The 16,399-nt window shown below is 39.6% G+C and carries 19 protein-coding genes; 11 read left to right on the forward strand and 8 right to left on the reverse strand.

Annotated elements, in window-relative coordinates; translation table 11 throughout:
• Positions 1–4: 4 nt before the first annotated feature.
• The 4 genes from AAH582_RS20795 to AAH582_RS20810 are packed head-to-tail and all read left to right on the forward strand — an operon-like array spanning position 5 to position 2,193.
• Positions 5–583 carry a DUF4468 domain-containing protein gene (locus AAH582_RS20795; protein ID WP_343320308.1) on the forward strand — a complete coding sequence of 193 codons (579 nt, stop codon included), beginning with the start codon at positions 5–7 and terminating at the stop codon, positions 581–583.
• Positions 570–998: a hypothetical protein gene (locus AAH582_RS20800; protein WP_343320309.1), complete on the forward strand. Its 429-nt coding sequence runs from the start codon at positions 570–572 to the stop codon at positions 996–998. The genes AAH582_RS20795 and AAH582_RS20800 overlap by 14 nt, the downstream gene beginning before the upstream one ends.
• A 23-nt stretch (positions 999–1,021) precedes the next feature.
• Positions 1,022–1,795 carry a helix-turn-helix domain-containing protein gene (locus AAH582_RS20805; RefSeq protein WP_343320311.1) on the forward strand — a complete coding sequence of 258 codons (774 nt, stop codon included), beginning with the start codon at positions 1,022–1,024 and terminating at the stop codon, positions 1,793–1,795.
• A gap of 2 nt (positions 1,796–1,797) precedes the next feature.
• Positions 1,798–2,193 (forward strand): hypothetical protein, encoded by a 396-nt coding sequence (locus AAH582_RS20810; RefSeq protein WP_343320313.1) that lies wholly within the window; start codon positions 1,798–1,800, stop codon positions 2,191–2,193.
• A 153-nt stretch (positions 2,194–2,346) separates the two neighbouring features.
• On the opposite strand, the gene AAH582_RS20815 is transcribed toward AAH582_RS20810, so the two are convergent.
• A complete protein-coding gene (locus tag AAH582_RS20815) occupies positions 2,347–3,378 on the reverse strand; it encodes a glycoside hydrolase family 18 protein (RefSeq protein ID WP_343320314.1) in 1,032 nt (343 codons plus the stop codon).
• Between the two features lie 86 nt (positions 3,379–3,464).
• Entirely contained in the window at positions 3,465–4,658 is a 1,194-nt protein-coding gene (locus tag AAH582_RS20820) for a DUF5009 domain-containing protein (RefSeq protein WP_343320316.1), read from the reverse strand.
• A gap of 562 nt (positions 4,659–5,220) precedes the next feature.
• On the opposite strand from AAH582_RS20820, the gene AAH582_RS20825 reads away from it, so the two are divergent.
• Together AAH582_RS20825 and AAH582_RS20830 are read left to right on the forward strand one after the other, a co-directional pair.
• Complete coding sequence (locus AAH582_RS20825; protein WP_343320318.1) at positions 5,221–5,724, forward strand: GNAT family N-acetyltransferase; 504 nt, start codon at positions 5,221–5,223, stop codon at positions 5,722–5,724.
• An 84-nt stretch (positions 5,725–5,808) separates the two neighbouring features.
• A complete protein-coding gene (locus tag AAH582_RS20830; RefSeq protein ID WP_343320320.1) occupies positions 5,809–6,252 on the forward strand; it encodes a hypothetical protein in 444 nt (147 codons plus the stop codon).
• Positions 6,253–6,312: 60 nt separating this feature from the next.
• On the opposite strand, the gene AAH582_RS20835 is transcribed toward AAH582_RS20830, so the two are convergent.
• Complete coding sequence (locus AAH582_RS20835) at positions 6,313–7,131, reverse strand: universal stress protein (protein WP_070565812.1); 819 nt, start codon at positions 7,129–7,131, stop codon at positions 6,313–6,315.
• A 117-nt stretch (positions 7,132–7,248) separates the two neighbouring features.
• Positions 7,249–8,136 carry a sugar phosphate isomerase/epimerase family protein gene (locus AAH582_RS20840; protein WP_286769967.1) on the reverse strand — a complete coding sequence of 296 codons (888 nt, stop codon included), beginning with the start codon at positions 8,134–8,136 and terminating at the stop codon, positions 7,249–7,251.
• A gap of 263 nt (positions 8,137–8,399) precedes the next feature.
• Between AAH582_RS20840 and AAH582_RS20845 the strand changes: the two genes are divergently transcribed.
• Both AAH582_RS20845 and AAH582_RS20850 read left to right on the forward strand, forming a co-directional pair.
• Entirely contained in the window at positions 8,400–8,582 is a 183-nt protein-coding gene (locus tag AAH582_RS20845; RefSeq protein ID WP_046672401.1) for a hypothetical protein, read from the forward strand.
• Positions 8,583–9,025: 443 nt separating this feature from the next.
• Entirely contained in the window at positions 9,026–9,499 is a 474-nt protein-coding gene (locus AAH582_RS20850; RefSeq protein ID WP_046672402.1) for a helix-turn-helix domain-containing protein, read from the forward strand.
• A gap of 10 nt (positions 9,500–9,509) precedes the next feature.
• On the opposite strand, the gene AAH582_RS20855 is transcribed toward AAH582_RS20850, so the two are convergent.
• Positions 9,510–10,565: a fatty acid desaturase gene (locus AAH582_RS20855; protein WP_343320329.1), complete on the reverse strand. Its 1,056-nt coding sequence runs from the start codon at positions 10,563–10,565 to the stop codon at positions 9,510–9,512.
• 174 nt (positions 10,566–10,739) lie between these two features.
• Here AAH582_RS20855 and AAH582_RS20860 point away from each other — a divergent pair, with 174 nt between their 5' ends.
• Positions 10,740–11,234: a hypothetical protein gene (locus AAH582_RS20860; RefSeq protein WP_046672404.1), complete on the forward strand. Its 495-nt coding sequence runs from the start codon at positions 10,740–10,742 to the stop codon at positions 11,232–11,234.
• Positions 11,235–11,973: 739 nt separating this feature from the next.
• Here the strand turns inward: AAH582_RS20860 and AAH582_RS20865 are convergent.
• The 3 genes from AAH582_RS20865 to AAH582_RS20875 are packed head-to-tail and all read right to left on the reverse strand — an operon-like array spanning position 11,974 to position 14,481.
• The gene (locus AAH582_RS20865) at positions 11,974–12,384 is read right to left on the reverse strand and encodes a hypothetical protein (protein WP_343320332.1); all 411 of its coding nucleotides are present in this window, start codon (positions 12,382–12,384) and stop codon (positions 11,974–11,976) included.
• Positions 12,385–12,440: 56 nt separating this feature from the next.
• Positions 12,441–12,602 (reverse strand): hypothetical protein, encoded by a 162-nt coding sequence (locus tag AAH582_RS20870; protein ID WP_156167535.1) that lies wholly within the window; start codon positions 12,600–12,602, stop codon positions 12,441–12,443.
• Between the two features lie 16 nt (positions 12,603–12,618).
• Positions 12,619–14,481, reverse strand: a complete 1,863-nt coding sequence (locus tag AAH582_RS20875; RefSeq protein WP_343320336.1) for a vWA domain-containing protein — start codon at positions 14,479–14,481, stop codon at positions 12,619–12,621.
• Between the two features lie 80 nt (positions 14,482–14,561).
• Here AAH582_RS20875 and AAH582_RS20880 point away from each other — a divergent pair, with 80 nt between their 5' ends.
• Both AAH582_RS20880 and AAH582_RS20885 read left to right on the forward strand, forming a co-directional pair.
• Complete coding sequence (locus tag AAH582_RS20880) at positions 14,562–15,140, forward strand: RNA polymerase sigma factor (protein ID WP_046672406.1); 579 nt, start codon at positions 14,562–14,564, stop codon at positions 15,138–15,140.
• Positions 15,127–16,398 carry an energy transducer TonB gene (locus AAH582_RS20885; RefSeq protein WP_343320339.1) on the forward strand — a complete coding sequence of 424 codons (1,272 nt, stop codon included), beginning with the start codon at positions 15,127–15,129 and terminating at the stop codon, positions 16,396–16,398. Before AAH582_RS20880 ends, AAH582_RS20885 begins: the two co-directional genes overlap by 14 nt.
• The last annotated feature ends 1 nt before the right edge of the window (position 16,399 follow it).

The raw sequence follows: 16,399 nt of genomic DNA on the forward strand, positions 1-16,399 counted from the left end.
TTAGATGAGAAAGCTAGTCCTCTTATTCATTTTTATAGCTATTTTTTTCACTTCGGCTTGGGCAAGCAGCATGCGACTAAAATATACACCGGACTCGTTAACTATTGATGGTGGTGATTTATATGCAGTCATTACGATTCCAGGGAAATCAAAAGACGATCTCTTTAAAAAGAGTAAAGAATGGATATATAGAACCTATAAGAGTGGAGATGCAGTAATAGACATTGATGATCCTGAAACTAGCAAAATAAATGCTCATGGTGTAACCCAATCTCTGGTATATAAAAATAGTTTTGCAAAAGTTGATGGAGGCAAGTTTAAATATTATCTTACAATATTTAATAAGGACGGAAAGACCAAAATCCTCTTTGATAAAATAATCCATTTAAAAGGCGGTATGGCACAGATGTCTGACGGTTCAAATTTTGAAGATGATTTCCCATCAACGTGGGGAAAATTCGGGAAATCACAATCAGCGAAGCAATGGCCCCTGTTAAAGCAACAAGCGATAATTGAATTCAACTACCTATATCAATCATTGAAAAAGTACTTAATAGAGGAGAATAAACATGAAGAATTTTAATCCTTCAAATGCTTGGAAGTGGTTTATTCATCCGTTTTTAGCGGCTTGTCTAATGTCCTCCTGTTCAAAAACCGAAGTTAAAGAAGAAGGTCGCGTTGATTCAAAGGAGATTCAGCATAAAACTGGTGAAGGAGCATTATTTGTAGGTTCAAATATCGATGGTAAGTATTACCAATTTTATCTAAAAAATAAGAGCAATTCATATTATGGTTCTGTCGGAGGACGATCAAATAATAAGGCGTTGAAAGATTGTTCTTACCAAACAGAATCATTTGGTTTCACATTTAAAGTTCCAGAAGGAGAATATGTTTTAGAAATTACTGATCCCATGGTTCCGGGAAAGGTGGACAAAATCAGCATAAATATTGAGAGTTCTAAATGTAAGTCCTTTAATATAAATGGAACTTCTTGGTAAATCGAACCTTCTATTTGAAAAATATGAATCATAAAACTGATAACTGGCAAGAAATCACAGAAAAACTGATAGACAATTACCTCACGTTGATTGATCTTAACATAAGGATTCAAAAGGACTTTGAATACAGCTTTGCTGGTTATACAAATCAAAAGCTTGCTGACATGCTAGAGCATAGAGCCAAGTTTGATTTCAAAATTGATGAAGTAATCGATGAAATAAAACGATTAGCAAAAACTCATAAGTATTCGGTAGTCTATGACAACATAAGTTTGTTCATTTATTTTGCAAAATCCATTGGACTAACTATTGGAAACCTCTATATGATCGAACCTCATATGACGTCTGAAGAACTGGGAACTTTATATGAACAACGAAAAGTCCAGGAAGAAGATCTTTTGGAAAATATAGAGGATTTTAAAGAATTTGTCAATACTGTTTGGGATCCTAGCAGTGGAATTATATTTAGCATGAGAATAAATGAAAAATTAAAAATGATCCGGGAGGAAGCCGGATTGTCTCAAGTACAGCTTGCTCAACTCGTAGACGCAACACAAGGAACCATTTCCCATTTGGAAAAATCTATGGGGGCCAATCCGACCTACGATGTAATAAAAGGATATATAACCAAAGTCGGGGCAAACCCCGCCTTTCTTTTCGGTTTAGATCCCGAAGCAACACCGATAATCCATCCATCTGTCCAGGTAGAAAGATTACGCGGCTCAAAGGACGATAAAGTAAAAGCTAAACTTATCACGGAGTTGGAAGAAACGATCAAAAAATTAAAGAGTATGTAACGATGACAGAAGAGAAAGCAAAGCGTCTTGACAACATAATGTTGCAACTACGATCTAAGAAAAGCATATCAGATATAGAATTTAAAAATAGCGTCGAGCAGTTTAACATAACAAATGAATTGTTAGAAAGACAATTTATACAACAAGTAAATAATCCCATGGGAAAAAGGTATACAGACCATTTTATTACAGAAAGCGGAGCTAACTTTTCCGCCACCGGTGGGTTTTTGAAGGAATATGAATCTTACATCCATTATAATGAAGATAGAAAGCTTGATAGAAGTAGTAAGAAATGGGCGATAATAAATGCAAAATGGTCTTTGGGACTTTCCATTGTAGCTATCGTTATTTCAATAATTGCTCTATTAAAGGATCTATTAATGGAATTATTTAAGTAAGGCGGAACCAAATTCGCAACCAAAAAAGGATAGTTTTAGTTTATGAAATATGCCTCTAATCATCATATAAAGCCCTTACATGGTCAGCGAGAGAGTTCGAATCTCTCCAGCTCCACAAACAACAAAGCCGAACTTAAAGTTCGGCTTTGTTGTTTATTGCATAATACCTTTGTAGACCGCATCCCGTAAAACACCACCTGCTGTATCTCCCGCGTATTCCCAATACATCGCACCGAGCAGCCCCGTCCTATGTACGTAATCGCATTTAAATGCAATCGACTCTGGCGTTTCATAAGTTAGTACAAAATCACCTCTATCGTTGACAAGATAATGCGCTTTAGCTTCATCGTCCCATTTCTGCTCAAAGTCCTGCAACGCAAGCAGATCTTTATAATCAATAAAACCTTTGATATCAGTTTTATTGCCCCGGCCATAGAATGGAATTCCCAGCACCAATTTTTCTACAGGCATCCCCCCTTCGACATGCGCCTTCACAGCCTCCACACAGGTTGTACCGCCCGACATAGCGGAACGATGCAAACTCGCATGATGGTACGGCGGATGACCCGAATCATAAGTCATGATATTCACAAAATCCACATCATTCTTAATCTTGTCAAAAGCAATATACTTACCGCTCGCCACAGAAGCTAAAGTCAACAGTCTCTTCTTACCGATAGCCTTGCGAATATCGTGCATGAGCAAGGTGAAATTTTCCGTATCGGCTATAGAAGACGAAATTCCCGCAGAAGAATTCGTTGGATATTCCCAGTCGATGTCAATCCCATCAAGATTAAACTCCTTCACCACACGTAAACAGTCTTTGGCAAACTTCTGTCGATTCATTTCATCAGCTGCCATTTCACTAAATCGGCCACTTCCCCAACCACCGATAGACAACAATACCTTTAAATGTGGATGCAATTTCTTGAGATCCGTAATAGCTTTCAATCTAGATTCATTATCTATACGCAGGCCGTCAAAGCTATCGCTGACATGTGCAAAGGCATAATTGATATGCGTCAGATAGGTCGGATCGGGCATCACTTGGGACCAGGAGGTGACATAGGCGATAACAACTTTTTTGTTTTTTGCTCGTGCACGGCTTACACTAGGGTACAATAATAAAGTCAATAACAGAACAGTGAAGGTCTGGCTAAGTATTGATTTCAATTTAGATTCCATAATAGCTGTTTATTTTGTTTCAAGATGATATTGATTGTCCTAAAATATGGTCGTTAAAGTATGCGCATTCGATGCTTATGGGCGACCTACAGTTTCAGATAAATAGGTAGCTTCTTCAGCAAGATCGCATACCACAACATCGCAAAAGCCCAAAGCAATGAACCGGCAATAGCTAAGCCCATATACTCCGATTGTTTATAGAAGAAAAGGGGAAGATGAAAACCCCAGCAGATAAAGTAGATTAGATCGGGAGCAAGATAGGTCGTTAATGAGTTCTTTCCAGCCTCCTCAAAAACCCGCATACCCCGCTGGTAGCCTTTCACGTCTATGAAATAATAAAGCAGTATCAAAAGCAATACGCTAATCCCGCAACAAACCAATGCCCAACTCGGCGTACCATGGATTTTGGATAAAATAAACCAAAAACGCAAAACAAAACCCATAGCCAGCCAGATCGTGGCAAGAAGAAACAAGATACGCAACAAGATGCGCGGCGTTGCCGCATATAATTTCATAAGCATTCCCACAAGTGTTCCGGCTAACACAATACAGGGTATATTACCGGATAATAGGACATGCAGATACCGTCCAATGCCAGCAAGTTCAATTTTTAATTCGGTGCGAGCCAAAATATTGAGCAGAAAAAATATCAGCCAGCCACATACAACAACGATTATCCTACCCCGACTCAACAAGAAAATAGAAGCCGCGGCAAAATATCCCCAACCAATCAACCCTAAAATCCCCCACCATCCTACTTCCAGCCCCTTTCCATCCGACGCTTTGAAAATATATACGAGATAAATAATTCCCAGGATACCAACGACACGCAAGCCTTTATAAATGGGCTCATATGGCCTATCTTTCGGATAGCAATTCCAAATCAGAAATACGCATACATACAACAATCCTAGCCACAACAAATGCGACATTCCTGTCAGCTGTGGATCAACTCGCGAGCCATTCAATATCAATACCCCAATAAGCAATAAACTTAATGTTCTGATCAGCATATGAACAAAAATGACCGCTGTCGATGAACCTATCTTTTCCCTGGCCGCAACAGCATAAGGCACTGCCATTCCAACCATAAAAAGAAATCCCGGGAAAACCCAGTCCGCCAACCCCATTCCATCCTCATCTGCTTCCGAGTGAACCAGCCATTTAGGTACACCTGGAATAAACAAGTCATTGACAAATAACATCAGGAACAGCGTGAAACCACGCATGACATCCATTGAACGGATTCGGATTGTAGGTACAGCTTGCAATGCGTTCATAATTGATTCGTTATGTTCAAAAAAGTGGCTAACAGTGCAGCTGCTTAGCCGATCTCTTCCCTGGATCCTTCTTAGATAATTTTTTTGTGATTTTATGGCGACCGGAACTTGGTGAAAAATTCACGCGTAGAAAAATTCCTGTATAACGAAAAGACAAGCTATTTCGCTAAAGATTTATCATCAATAACACTGATGCCGCTTCTTTGAATGATCTAAGATGAGAAAAAAATAACACTATATAGTGAAATATTTATTCAAATTAGTGTAAATTTTACTCATAAAACACAGAAATTATGCAATTTACCGCAGTGATTCTTATAAACGACAACTTATGAGCCAATCAACATACAAAAAGAAATGGCATACATACTCGAATTGTTACCTTTATGATCTGTATAGTATTGCATATAAAAAGCAATTTATCTAAGTTTGACAAAAACAAATTTACGATACAGCCGATCTACATGAAATTCATTCTTTTTATCTGCCTGTTCTTCGCAACACCGGTTATCTTCGGACAGAATATCAGCGTCGTCCAACCAACAAATAAACAGTACAAACCATGAATCAATTAAAATTTCGTGACGCCACGCAACAAGATTTACCACGCATCGTAGAAATATACAATTCTACAATAGCTTCTCGCATGGTCACTGCAGACACTAGTCCCGTATCTGTTGCCAGTAGACAAAAATGGTTTGACGAACACAACGCTTCGAAAAGACCCCTGTGGATGATAGAAGATGTAAATAGCCAGGTGCTTGGCTGGGTAAGTTTTCAATCTTTCTATGGTCGTCCAGCTTATGATGCAACAGTAGAAATTAGTATCTATTTGGACGAACAGCAACGCGGCCGGGGCCTGGGTAAACAGATTCTCCAGTACTGCATTGATAAAGCTCCAGATTTAGGCGTACATACCTTATTGGGATTTATCTTTGCACATAATCTGCCTAGTATTACATTATTTAAAAAAATAGGTTTCGAGGAATGGGCCAACTTACCCAATATCGCAACCTTGGATCAGGAAGAACGTAGTCTAAAAATATTAGGTATACGAATTAAATAACAACGTGACAATCTAATTAGCTGTCATCAAAAATAAAATTGTTAAATTAAAGTATTCACTAGATAAGATCTTTAATTTGGTAATATGAAACATTTAATCCAATTCTCCTTGATGCTGATTGCTTATGTATTCTTCTTTTCCAGCCCCCTGTTGGCACAAAATCCAGAGCGTACCAAAACTATCCCGATCGCAAGTGATTCGGCATACAGCAAGATAATTCAAGTACTTCAGGATGGCGGTTATTTTATTGTACAGCTCGATCGATCTTCCGGATTTATTCAAACCAGTACGTATTTTGAAAACAATAATTTTCTAAGCAACAAAGAAGGAGAAAAATTAATTTTCAACTTCCTAATCAGCCCTCTACAAGCTAAAAGATCAAAAATAGTTCTAAATATTTTTTCAATAGAAAGGCGTAAAGGCGGGAGCTTTGATGCACCTAATTATTATGATGAAGATAAGGGAATCGTCCGGGACAATAAAGCCTACCAACAAATTTGGGATAAGATACTCCCTCTATTTCAATAAGTACAATCAAGATAAAGCCCAGCTGATCTCATTTCACCTGGGCTTTTATAATAAAAAAAATTAGATCGAGATGGTCAGTAAAGGAACATCCAGGCCCGAGGCCATCATACGAGTCTTACTCCGATGGGTCAATGAGCTCCAAAAACCGTACTTATAGGGGATCATGACCAGCAGATCCGTACTGCTCTCTTTTACTTCGTCCCGGATCGCTTTTACGACCTCATTGGAGGTTACATTTTTGTAGTAATAACTTACTATTCCCATCACATCGTTGATGGTTTCACGTGTTTCTTTTCCTTTTTCCTCATTCAGCTGCTCAACAGTTTTTCGAATATTGAGAACCTCCAATACTGCTCCAAATTCAGCGGCAAAGTCCTTTACTTTTTCAAGAATTTCCTTTTGTACACCACGAACAATATCACAGGCAAAAAGAATATGTTCCAACCCCGTAAATTTTGCGCCCAGCGGAACTGAAAGGATAGGTATTTTTAATTTACTGATTGCTGCCGTGGTTGTATTACCAAGCATGTCCTGATCAAAGGAACGTTTGGCCATTCCCATCACCAACAAATCCGCATTCGTCTCCTGGATGCATTTTGTCATCTGATCATAAAACAAACCTGCAGCGAGATAAGGAATAGTCAAAACACCACTTTCGGCCGTAATCGCCTCGGCTTTACGTCGTAAAACCTTACTTTGATGTTCAAAAATCTTGAACATAGAATCGGGAGAAAGTCGAGCGTTCATCGCATGAATGGAAGGATTTTGAAGAGAAAATAAAACGAGTTCGTATTCTTTTCCTGCAAATACTTCCATAATAAACTTTAAGGCGTGTTCGGCCTCTTCAGCGTAGTCTGTGGCAACAATAATCCGTTTCATATGGTCTAATTTAAATCAATAAAAAATCCCTTTTTATTACATTCAAGTTAACGAAAAATAATAAATCTATCAAACGGAAAATTGTCTCAACTGGGTCAATTTTCTCCCGATTTTTGGCTATTTTAAGTAGCTAGCCTTTACAAAAGATGCTTTTTTCAGATAATCGATACTTTGTTGTAAACCGGTATAAATATCGTTACGTGTTTCTTCCAGCTCAACAAAAATATATTGCAGGCCAGCAACTTTTGAATTGTTAAAAATTGCATCGAAACCGACCATACCACTTTGGCCAATTTCGCGGTGGTCCTTAATGTGCAAAGCCTTGAATCTGCCCGCATATTTATTGAAGTAATCAACCGGACTAACTTGCCCCATGACCGCCCAATAGACATCCATCTCGAAGAATACATTTTCAGGATTTGTATGCTCTAACATATAATCGTACATCACTTTATCTTCCACTTTTCTAAACTCATGCGAGTGGTTGTGGTATCCGTAAATGATTCCTTGCTGACGGCATTTCGCACCCACAGCATCCAGGTAGCGACATTGCGTTTCCAGATCCTTAAGTGTTTTAGGTACATCCATCCAAGGCGTAACGATGTATTTCATTCCCGCTGCTTTGTGCGTAGCAATACATTCGTCCCACCATTTTAGGGATTCTGTAAAATCACCAGAGCTTAACTCTTTCTCTGATAGCGTTTTCGTTGCATGTGATGAAATCACTTTCATTCCAGCTTTTTCAACTTTTGCCTTAAACTCTTGTGGGCTCAAGTTATATAATTTACCATCTTTGTATCCAGCGGCTTCTACTCCTGTATAACCCAATGCTGATATCTTTTGCAGAATCTGGTCGAAATTTGCGTTTTTCCCGATTTCTTCACGTACAGAATATAACTGTAGGCCAATTTCCTTTTTTGCAGCTTTCTGTTGTGCAAATGTTGGACTAACAGCCAACATCATACATCCAGCTACCAATGTTCCAATAAGAGTTCTTCTTTTCATTTAGTGCTCAATTATTTATTATAGACTTCGTTTAACGCAAAATTATTTGTAAACGCGGGTTTACAGGTTGTTTAGGTTTGTCGCGTTAATTATAGCCGCAATGTATGCAAATACTCGAAAAAACACAATGCTTTACCGTTTTATTTATTCACGTCGCATGCTCAGCGCTCCATAACATGCTTTTTTATAGGAATAAAAATATACCCAACTCAACGATTTACAACTTGCAACTGTTCTATTTACAATAACAAACAATTTGAGTGATGGAAAATAAATATGATACCCCCGAACATAGCGATCAAAAACAGGAAGAAAAACTACCTGACGTTGCCATAGAGGAAAAAGATGATGAACCAGCCGGTCGAAATCTCAAGCGCACACTGATTATTGCAGTATGTGTATTGATTGTATTTTATCTGATTTATTACTTTATGAGTGGACAATAACAAGCGACTCGTCGCAACAATGCAACTCACCACAGCTCCGGCGGAACTTGACGGATTCTTGGAAACCGAAGCTGGGTAAGTCGACTTGAGTCGTCATACACAATCTGGTAGAATCTGACCAGAATTGGTCATCGTGCTGACGTGCTGAACAACTTACCACGGCTCCGGCGGAACTTGACGGATTCTTGGAAACCGAAGCCAGGTAAATTGACAATATCTATTAAAATTATTTCGTTTTTCATTTCGCCTGTGTGCTATAAGATAATAACTCACTATATGGTTATTTTACACAGGCCGGAGATGTAGAGTCTAGCAAATTAAACAAACCTCATTCCCGATTAAAAACATCTGTTATAACAAATATAAAACAAAAAATAATAAATACAAATTTTTGAACAAAATAATGAACTATATTTTGCGCAAATTGTCATTCAATTCGTTGTATGACGGATGAAGATAAAGCATTACTGGAAACAATTGGTGTACGCTTTCGCGCGAAACGGAATGACTTATATTATTCCCTGCGGGATCTGTCCCATCTAACGGGCATTTCAACTGGAACACTCAATGGTATAGAAAAGGGAAAAGACTTAACGCTCACAAACTTTTTAACCTTATGTCGTAGCCTGCAAATTCAACCGACGGTATTTTTTCAGCATGATATTGTCTTTAATTCGCCTTATTCCCTACCTCCTGATGCACAAGAAAGAATCAGCCTAAGCAAAAAACTGGATGACCTCGTCTATCATTCGGATTTTTTTCACTCAGCACGACGTGTTTCGGAGGTATTGGCCCACTTAGGTATTGACAAGAGCCAAAGCAACAAATTCTCTGTTTACCTATCCAACTATTGTGAAGAGGGAGCCCTGGTCTATCAGCAGCACGGTAACTATAAAACCTATCGAAAAAAGAGGTAAATAAAAAGGACTAAACTTCTTTGTTGGAAAGCTCACGAAAACGGTTTGCTCTTCTAAACGTTCCTAAATCATTAAAACGAACCCCATACTTACGCAAAATTTCTTGTGCCTTCTTGCGGCCAATATGACGTACGTAAAATGTCTCATTGACGACAAAATGATGGATGCTATGTGTCCAGCCGAAAAAGAAACAAAACAATTGCATCGGAAAAGTCCACCAAACTGTTAATACCTGCGTCTGCTCAATAACATTTCCAGCCTCAACATCACCAAAATAATGCATGTTTGATGTAATAAAATGCAAACAAAACTGGCGTAATAAATTTGGCAATAGAATAACATAAATGATCCCATGCAGACTTATCAACATGTTATTAACATGGTGTGGAAAACTCAAATTCAACTCAAAAACCTCACTTAACCAACCAATTAACAGGTCTGCAAAGAAGAAATATAAAATCACATGTGCAAAAATCGTCACGGGAACAATGCTCAAAAACATAATCCGTTTTAGTTTTGAAGAAGTCTCCAATTTCAGAGTCCCATTTTTCACCTCGCTGTCCATATCATTAAACATGCGATGCAGTCGAAAGAGCCCACCCAATACAACATCGGGGGTTGTTAACAGACGTTTGATCGACCACTGCTCGCCATTCGTAACACTACGTTCCTCAACATCATGTAATGTACCCGAAAATTTATGATGATGATGATGCAAGGTCCTGCGTATCCAAGGATTTACAGTCAATGGACGTAATATCCATACACTAAAAAGCATAAAATGATGAATGGTCTTTTGCCTTTTAAAATAAAGCCAATGAATCAGATCATGCTCTATTTCATGCAATACGCCCATAAAAAACGCATTACTGACAATCATAAGCCAAGTCGGAACAATAGCGCGGGACCAAGCTATCGATACAACGACAATGGCAAGGATCGCAAGTGCAAATAGGGTCATTCCGATACTGTTCTGACTTTTTAAGATGGGATACCTTCCTTTAAGCTGCTGGTAGGAAAGATTTATTTCCCTCCTAATCTGGCTCGACTTTTCCTGATGTGTCAATTCGATGTGATTTAATTGGTAAAAATAAGGATTTTTTCGCAGACCTCTAACATGTTAGGTGCAGGGAAACCATGCCAAAAGCTATAATAGGGCAAAAAAATATGCCCGAAGGCTGTAACAAAACGAGCGGATCTGATACTAATGAATTAAAATCAACATATAAAGACCAATCTTATGGAAAAGAAGTTAATTTACAAGTGGAAAAATAATTTACTCGGAACTAAATCAATCCTTTACCGCAATGACGCAGTTATTGGGAGTTTAGCATCTATTGATTGGAATCTCGATGCTCATGTCTCTATTCATAACGATCAGTACTGCTTCAAAAATAAAGGCCTTTTCAATCCATACACCGAAATTCGCAATCAACGCAATGAACTGATCGGCGACATCGAATACAATGCCTGGACTAGCAGGGCTACCATTAGCCTGATCAATAAAAAATACACATGGAGCCCAAAAAATAGGTGGATGACTTCTTGGCAAATCGAGAACGAGCAAGGAGAAGTGGTCGAAATCAGACCTTCTTCACTCGCGAACGGCGGAAAAATAGAGAGCTTTGAGCACAGTGAATTAATCTTGTCTATAAGCTTATATCTTCAAAAGCGCATGACAATAATGTTTTCTATGGTGGCCCTGATCCCAATATTTATTTTACTCCTATGTTAACGTAGCAGCCACTTCTCCTACATAGCAGTCAAAGCAGATCGTTTATCAGGTCTGCTTTTTTTGTGCAAACCTTGAAGTCACCAATAAGCGATTTCACTCCAAAAAACTAATACACTAAAACCCCCACACATTTAATTTGATACTATGGCGAATGTAACACAGGGTGTAAATGTCCTCCCTCGGGCAAAGTGGGAGCAGTCTTCATTCCTGAGAATCCAATAAACGCTTCACAGGGTGTTTTACTTCAAATTACATTATGGATCTACAAGAATCTATTCAAATACCGAAACTAATCCAAAGTGATACATATCATCTATATCTAGGTTTTGTTGCAACTGACGGAACTAATCGGAGCATGAATAGCAGCTATCTCAGAAATATAAACCTAGAAAGAGGATTAAGGTCCTTCCGGGAAATAAATTCATCAACAGGAGAAATAAAATAATTCAAAAACAAACGCACAACACACTTAATCACAATAAGATAACAACATTTTAACACCGAATTCATGTTAATATGCTTACTTCGTATAAGCGATATGATTTACAATCGATGGTTTCGACAGCCACATCAATTCCGGCCATGAAGCTAATCGTCTTTATATCTAGTAGGCATTTGGTTACCCCCTCAGCAATCCTCAACACATATCCATGTGCAAGTCCTACTACTTTCTCTATTCAGTTCGGCAAGCTCATACCTTGCCGAACATTCTATTACCCAACGGATCTCCCATTAGGATTTAACTTCCAAAAGGATCTGTCTTTTTTTCGGTCTTTACGATTTTAACCAAATGCTCCAACGCATTTTTCAGACGTTTAGCATCATCTTCCGTTTGGATCGCCCATAAAATTTCATCCGTGCTTGGCGAAGACTTAAATCGAATTTGATAACCGGATTTTACTCTTGCAATGACAAGTACATCTGATTTGGCAATATCACTTCGAAAATGCTGGCCACTGGAAAGAAAGACTGTTAACACCTTCCCATCTACCGTTACCGTGTCAATTTTCGTATCCTTATAACGGTAAGCTACCTTATATAGCTTATTAATATAAGCCATGGTCTGTTGTTTATTAAAACGCGCATTTTGGGCTACCGATGGCACTGTAATACCAATAGCCAAAAGAAAGCACAAGAAAAAATTCTTCATTTATCTAACATTTTTTATTTCCATATACTAATAACAACACATCGCTCAGATTACACTTACTCACCAAATATCACATAGCGCAAATCAGCAGAAGCAAAATACGTTCCTTTTATTGATGACCTAAAAATATAGATTTTATTTACTTTTTTGCCTATTGCCCCACAAACTAAACTTATTTCCAGTAGCCGCATTTCGATTGCTGCTACTGAAAAATTCATCTTTAGCTATTTTTAGTTATTCTTTCGAACGGGATAGATCCCGTGCATTCTCTGCCATACGGATAAATTCAGCACGATAACCTTCCTCATCTTCGCCTTTGGAAGCTTTTGCACGCGCGATGAGCTGATCAAAATTAGCGTTTTGCTTAAAATCAGAATCACGGAGTAATAGACCAAGTTCCGCTACCGCAGTGGCAAATCGCAAATCTTCACTCACACGGTTCAATTCTGTAACGCTAGTTCCTATCACCTTTTGTTGCAACTTGCTTTTCTCCCCTTCGGGCTCCTTATACCGAAATTTAACGGTTGCCAGTTCAGCATTTTTCCGCCCAACTATCTGATCCGCTTGCTGCTGATATCTTAAGGGATCTACCGTTCCGACCATCCCCGACTCCACGCCGACGGGTACAATTTCATATAAGGCTGTCACCACATGCCCCACGCCCATATCACCACCCATCTTTTGATCATTATTGAAATCCTCAGCCTCCAACAAGCGGTTTTCGTATCCCACTAAACGGTATGCCTGCACATAACTGGGATTAAATTCAACCTGGATCTTAACATCTTTCGCAACGGTAAACAACGTTCCCCCGAATTCGGTCACCATCGCTTTTCGTGCTTCAGAAATGTTGTCGATATACGCATAATTCCCATGCCCTTTGTCTGCAAGGATTTCCATCTTACCGTCCTTCAGATTCCCCATGCCATACCCCAGTACTGTTAGGAAAACCCCCGATTTACTTTCTTTGGCAATTAGCTCTTCCATCGATTCGTCACTGCTTTCCCCAACATTGAAATCGCCGTCACTAGCTAAAATAATACGGTTGTTTCCACCTTTGATAAATTGTTGTTTCGCAATTTCGTACGCCTTCTTAATTCCTGCAGCACCAGCCGTACTTCCACCGGCTTCAAGCTCCTCAATCGCCGATTTTATTTTCATCTTTTCATCACCGGGCGTACTCTCCAGTTTTACTCCAGCCGATCCAGCATAGGTCACAATGGCGACATGGTCCACAGCACGTAGTTGATCAACCAACATCTTCAACGATGCTTTCACCAAAGGCAGACGTCCCGGTCCCATCATTGATCCCGACACATCGATCAGAAACACCAGATTGGAAGCCTTAAGATCCGCCGTAGGGATATCTTTTGCCTTCAACGTGACGCGCATGAGCTGATGCTTAGTATTCCAAGGTGCCTTCGTCAATTCGGTGACGATATTTACAGGTTCTCCATTTTTTGGTCCGGCCACTTGATACTGAAAGTAATTGATCATTTCTTCAACCCGTACCGCATCTTTTTCAGGTAGTGTTCCTGAATTGATAAAACGACGTACATTACTATAGGAAGCAACATCGACATCGGCCGCAAACGTTGATAAAGGTTCCTTATGTGGATTGATAAACTTGTTTTCCTTTATTTTCTGATAAGATTCTTGGTTCTGATTTGGCACATACCCCGTCCCTCTAATATACAAACTCGATACTTGCCCTGACAACGCTGCATTAACATTCATCATCGGTGCTGTCTGACGCTTCGCCCTGCGCTCATATCCGGTCACCACAACTTCATCCAGTGTAGTGTTTTGCTGCACCAAAGCCACATCAACCCTTGACCGATGGTTGACCGCTATCCGTTGCTCAAGATATCCGATATAACTAAAAATCAAGGTATTTTTACCGTCAAGGACTTGAATGCGATAGTTCCCCTTCTCATCGGTCTGCACGAGCGCTTTTGTAGCAACATTGCTCACCTGTACGCCCGCAAGCGCAGTCCCCGTATTCGCATCGACAACCTTACCGCTCACCTCATATCCTTGCTTGGCATATCCACTTAAGGACAACAACAAGCCTATTACAAAAAGTATTGCTCTCATATCTTTACATTTTTGCCAAGGGATGCTACAAATATTAAATTTCCATAAACCAGAAAAAAAAAATATTTTTAACCAATAAAATGTTCGCATTCAAGTCGTCAAAAATAGATACAGCACAAGATCATGAGCTCTTGCTGCACTACCAGGAGTCTATGGAGCTCCAGGTATTGGGTGATCTATACCAGCGACATACCGAGATGGTATACTATGTTTGTTTACGGTATCTCCAAGATTCCGAATTGAGCAAAGATGCTGTCATGAATATCTTTGAAGAATTAATATATAAAGTCAACAAGCAAGAAATCAAGGACTTTCCAAGATGGCTTTATGTATTAAGCAAGAACCATTGTCTGATGTATTTAAGGTCTCAAAAGAACAAATCTCAAATTTCTTTGGATGAATTTGTGAAATTTCCAGGAGACGCGCATCAGTATGAACAATATGATGAAAAAGAAGAACAGCTAACAGCCATGGAAGGCTGTCTGGAAAAGTTGCCAGTCAAACAGCAGCAGTCGGTCAGACTCTTCTTTTTGGAGGAAAAATGTTACAAAGAGATTAGCGAATCTACCGGTTATAGCTTGAACGAAGTAAAGAGCTATATACAGAATGGGAAACGGAATTTAAAAAACTGCATGGAGGCTTGGAATGAGCAACAGTAATTACGACATAGCATACTTAAAGAAATACGTTAAGGGCGAATTATCTCCTACGGAGATGTACGCGCTTGAACGTGAGGCACAGCGTGACCCCATGCTGGCCGATATTCTTATGGGTATGGAAATGGATCAGAATAAAACCGTACTTACAACAATCAACAACCAAATTGCACAACGTGTTCAAAAAGATAATACCGCTAAATTAAAGGTCTTTGACTGGAAGAGACTTACCATCGCCGCAGCGGCAGTGATCGTGTTGGGGGTTGGTCTACTCCTTTACCGTCAACAGGACAACAATTCACCCGAAGCGAAACGTACCGCTGAAGTAAGTATTACGCAGGAAAAGCCCAAAACAGGGGTTACAGCAGCAGATTCCAGCACTCCTTTAGCTGATATCGCATCAAAAATAGAATCTCGAGATCATTCGCCACAATTAGCCGATAATAACAGATCAAGACTGCATGAACAGCATTCGCTGGAAGAGGTAACCGTTTTATCGCGGGAACCCTCCCTGCGTGTAAAATCATTGGAAGAAATGAAGGGAAGTCTCAATAATGATCGCCCCGTATTTGGATTAAGACCTACAGACAGTACAATTGTTATCGGTTATGCGCCAATGGCCAAGAAAAAAGATGCTTCCCAAACAATTATGATCCGGGGGACCTCAAGTTTAAACAATACGCTTGCAGGCAGAGCTCCGGGTATTTCGATGCCACAACAACAAGGTACACCGCTACAACTTACTATTCGGGACAAAGAGACAGGCTTGCCTATTTCGGGAGTGACAATCATCCAACCCAATAGCAAGTTTGCGACGAATACCGACGCACTGGGCCAAGCAACCATCCAACCCAGTACGATGGATTCACTCGTCGACATCATGGCTCTGGGCTACAATTCTGTTGCATTGAATATGCGCCGCAGCAAAAATACGACGATCAAACTGCAACCTTCCGGTGCCTCACTTGATGAAGTCGTCGTCACAACGATGTCTTCACGCAAGTCAAAAAGTGCCGAACCCATCTGGGGCTGGAGATCGTTCAATAACTATATCAAGAAAAAAACAACTAAAAGCCGTTATGAAGGCACTGTCCGTTTAAGCTTCTATATCGATAAAGACGGACTCCCAACAAATATCAGCGTTCTCCAAAGTGCAAATGATTACCTCGACGCCAGAGCCAAAGAGATCCTACTTTCGGGACCAAAATGGAAAGGGGAAGACTACCGCTATGTCACGTTAAGCTTCGAATTCACTTTGTAAG

The organism is Sphingobacterium multivorum (assembly GCF_039511225.1).
Taxonomy (GTDB): Bacteria; Bacteroidota; Bacteroidia; order Sphingobacteriales; family Sphingobacteriaceae; genus Sphingobacterium.

Excerpts from the sequence above, each read along its gene's own strand:
- AAH582_RS20820 (WP_343320316.1), bottom strand. The coding sequence starts at position 4,658 with ATGAACGCATTGCAAGCTGTACCTACAATCCGAATCCGTTCAATGGAT.
- AAH582_RS20870 (WP_156167535.1), bottom strand. The coding sequence starts at position 12,602 with ATGAATTTTTCAGTAGCAGCAATCGAAATGCGGCTACTGGAAATAAGT.
- AAH582_RS20805 (WP_343320311.1), top strand. The coding sequence starts at position 1,022 with ATGAATCATAAAACTGATAACTGGCAAGAAATCACAGAAAAACTGATA.
- AAH582_RS20875 (WP_343320336.1), bottom strand. The coding sequence starts at position 14,481 with ATGAGAGCAATACTTTTTGTAATAGGCTTGTTGTTGTCCTTAAGTGGA.
- AAH582_RS20845 (WP_046672401.1), top strand. The coding sequence starts at position 8,400 with ATGGAAAATAAATATGATACCCCCGAACATAGCGATCAAAAACAGGAA.
- AAH582_RS20885 (WP_343320339.1), top strand. The coding sequence starts at position 15,127 with ATGAGCAACAGTAATTACGACATAGCATACTTAAAGAAATACGTTAAG.
- AAH582_RS20815 (WP_343320314.1), bottom strand. The coding sequence starts at position 3,378 with ATGGAATCTAAATTGAAATCAATACTTAGCCAGACCTTCACTGTTCTG.
- AAH582_RS20865 (WP_343320332.1), bottom strand. The coding sequence starts at position 12,384 with ATGAAGAATTTTTTCTTGTGCTTTCTTTTGGCTATTGGTATTACAGTG.
- AAH582_RS20825 (WP_343320318.1), top strand. The coding sequence starts at position 5,221 with ATGAATCAATTAAAATTTCGTGACGCCACGCAACAAGATTTACCACGC.
- AAH582_RS20850 (WP_046672402.1), top strand. The coding sequence starts at position 9,026 with ATGACGGATGAAGATAAAGCATTACTGGAAACAATTGGTGTACGCTTT.
- AAH582_RS20800 (WP_343320309.1), top strand. The coding sequence starts at position 570 with ATGAAGAATTTTAATCCTTCAAATGCTTGGAAGTGGTTTATTCATCCG.
- AAH582_RS20795 (WP_343320308.1), top strand. The coding sequence starts at position 5 with ATGAGAAAGCTAGTCCTCTTATTCATTTTTATAGCTATTTTTTTCACT.
- AAH582_RS20830 (WP_343320320.1), top strand. The coding sequence starts at position 5,809 with ATGAAACATTTAATCCAATTCTCCTTGATGCTGATTGCTTATGTATTC.
- AAH582_RS20835 (WP_070565812.1), bottom strand. The coding sequence starts at position 7,131 with ATGAAACGGATTATTGTTGCCACAGACTACGCTGAAGAGGCCGAACAC.
- AAH582_RS20860 (WP_046672404.1), top strand. The coding sequence starts at position 10,740 with ATGGAAAAGAAGTTAATTTACAAGTGGAAAAATAATTTACTCGGAACT.
- AAH582_RS20840 (WP_286769967.1), bottom strand. The coding sequence starts at position 8,136 with ATGAAAAGAAGAACTCTTATTGGAACATTGGTAGCTGGATGTATGATG.
- AAH582_RS20810 (WP_343320313.1), top strand. The coding sequence starts at position 1,798 with ATGACAGAAGAGAAAGCAAAGCGTCTTGACAACATAATGTTGCAACTA.
- AAH582_RS20880 (WP_046672406.1), top strand. The coding sequence starts at position 14,562 with ATGTTCGCATTCAAGTCGTCAAAAATAGATACAGCACAAGATCATGAG.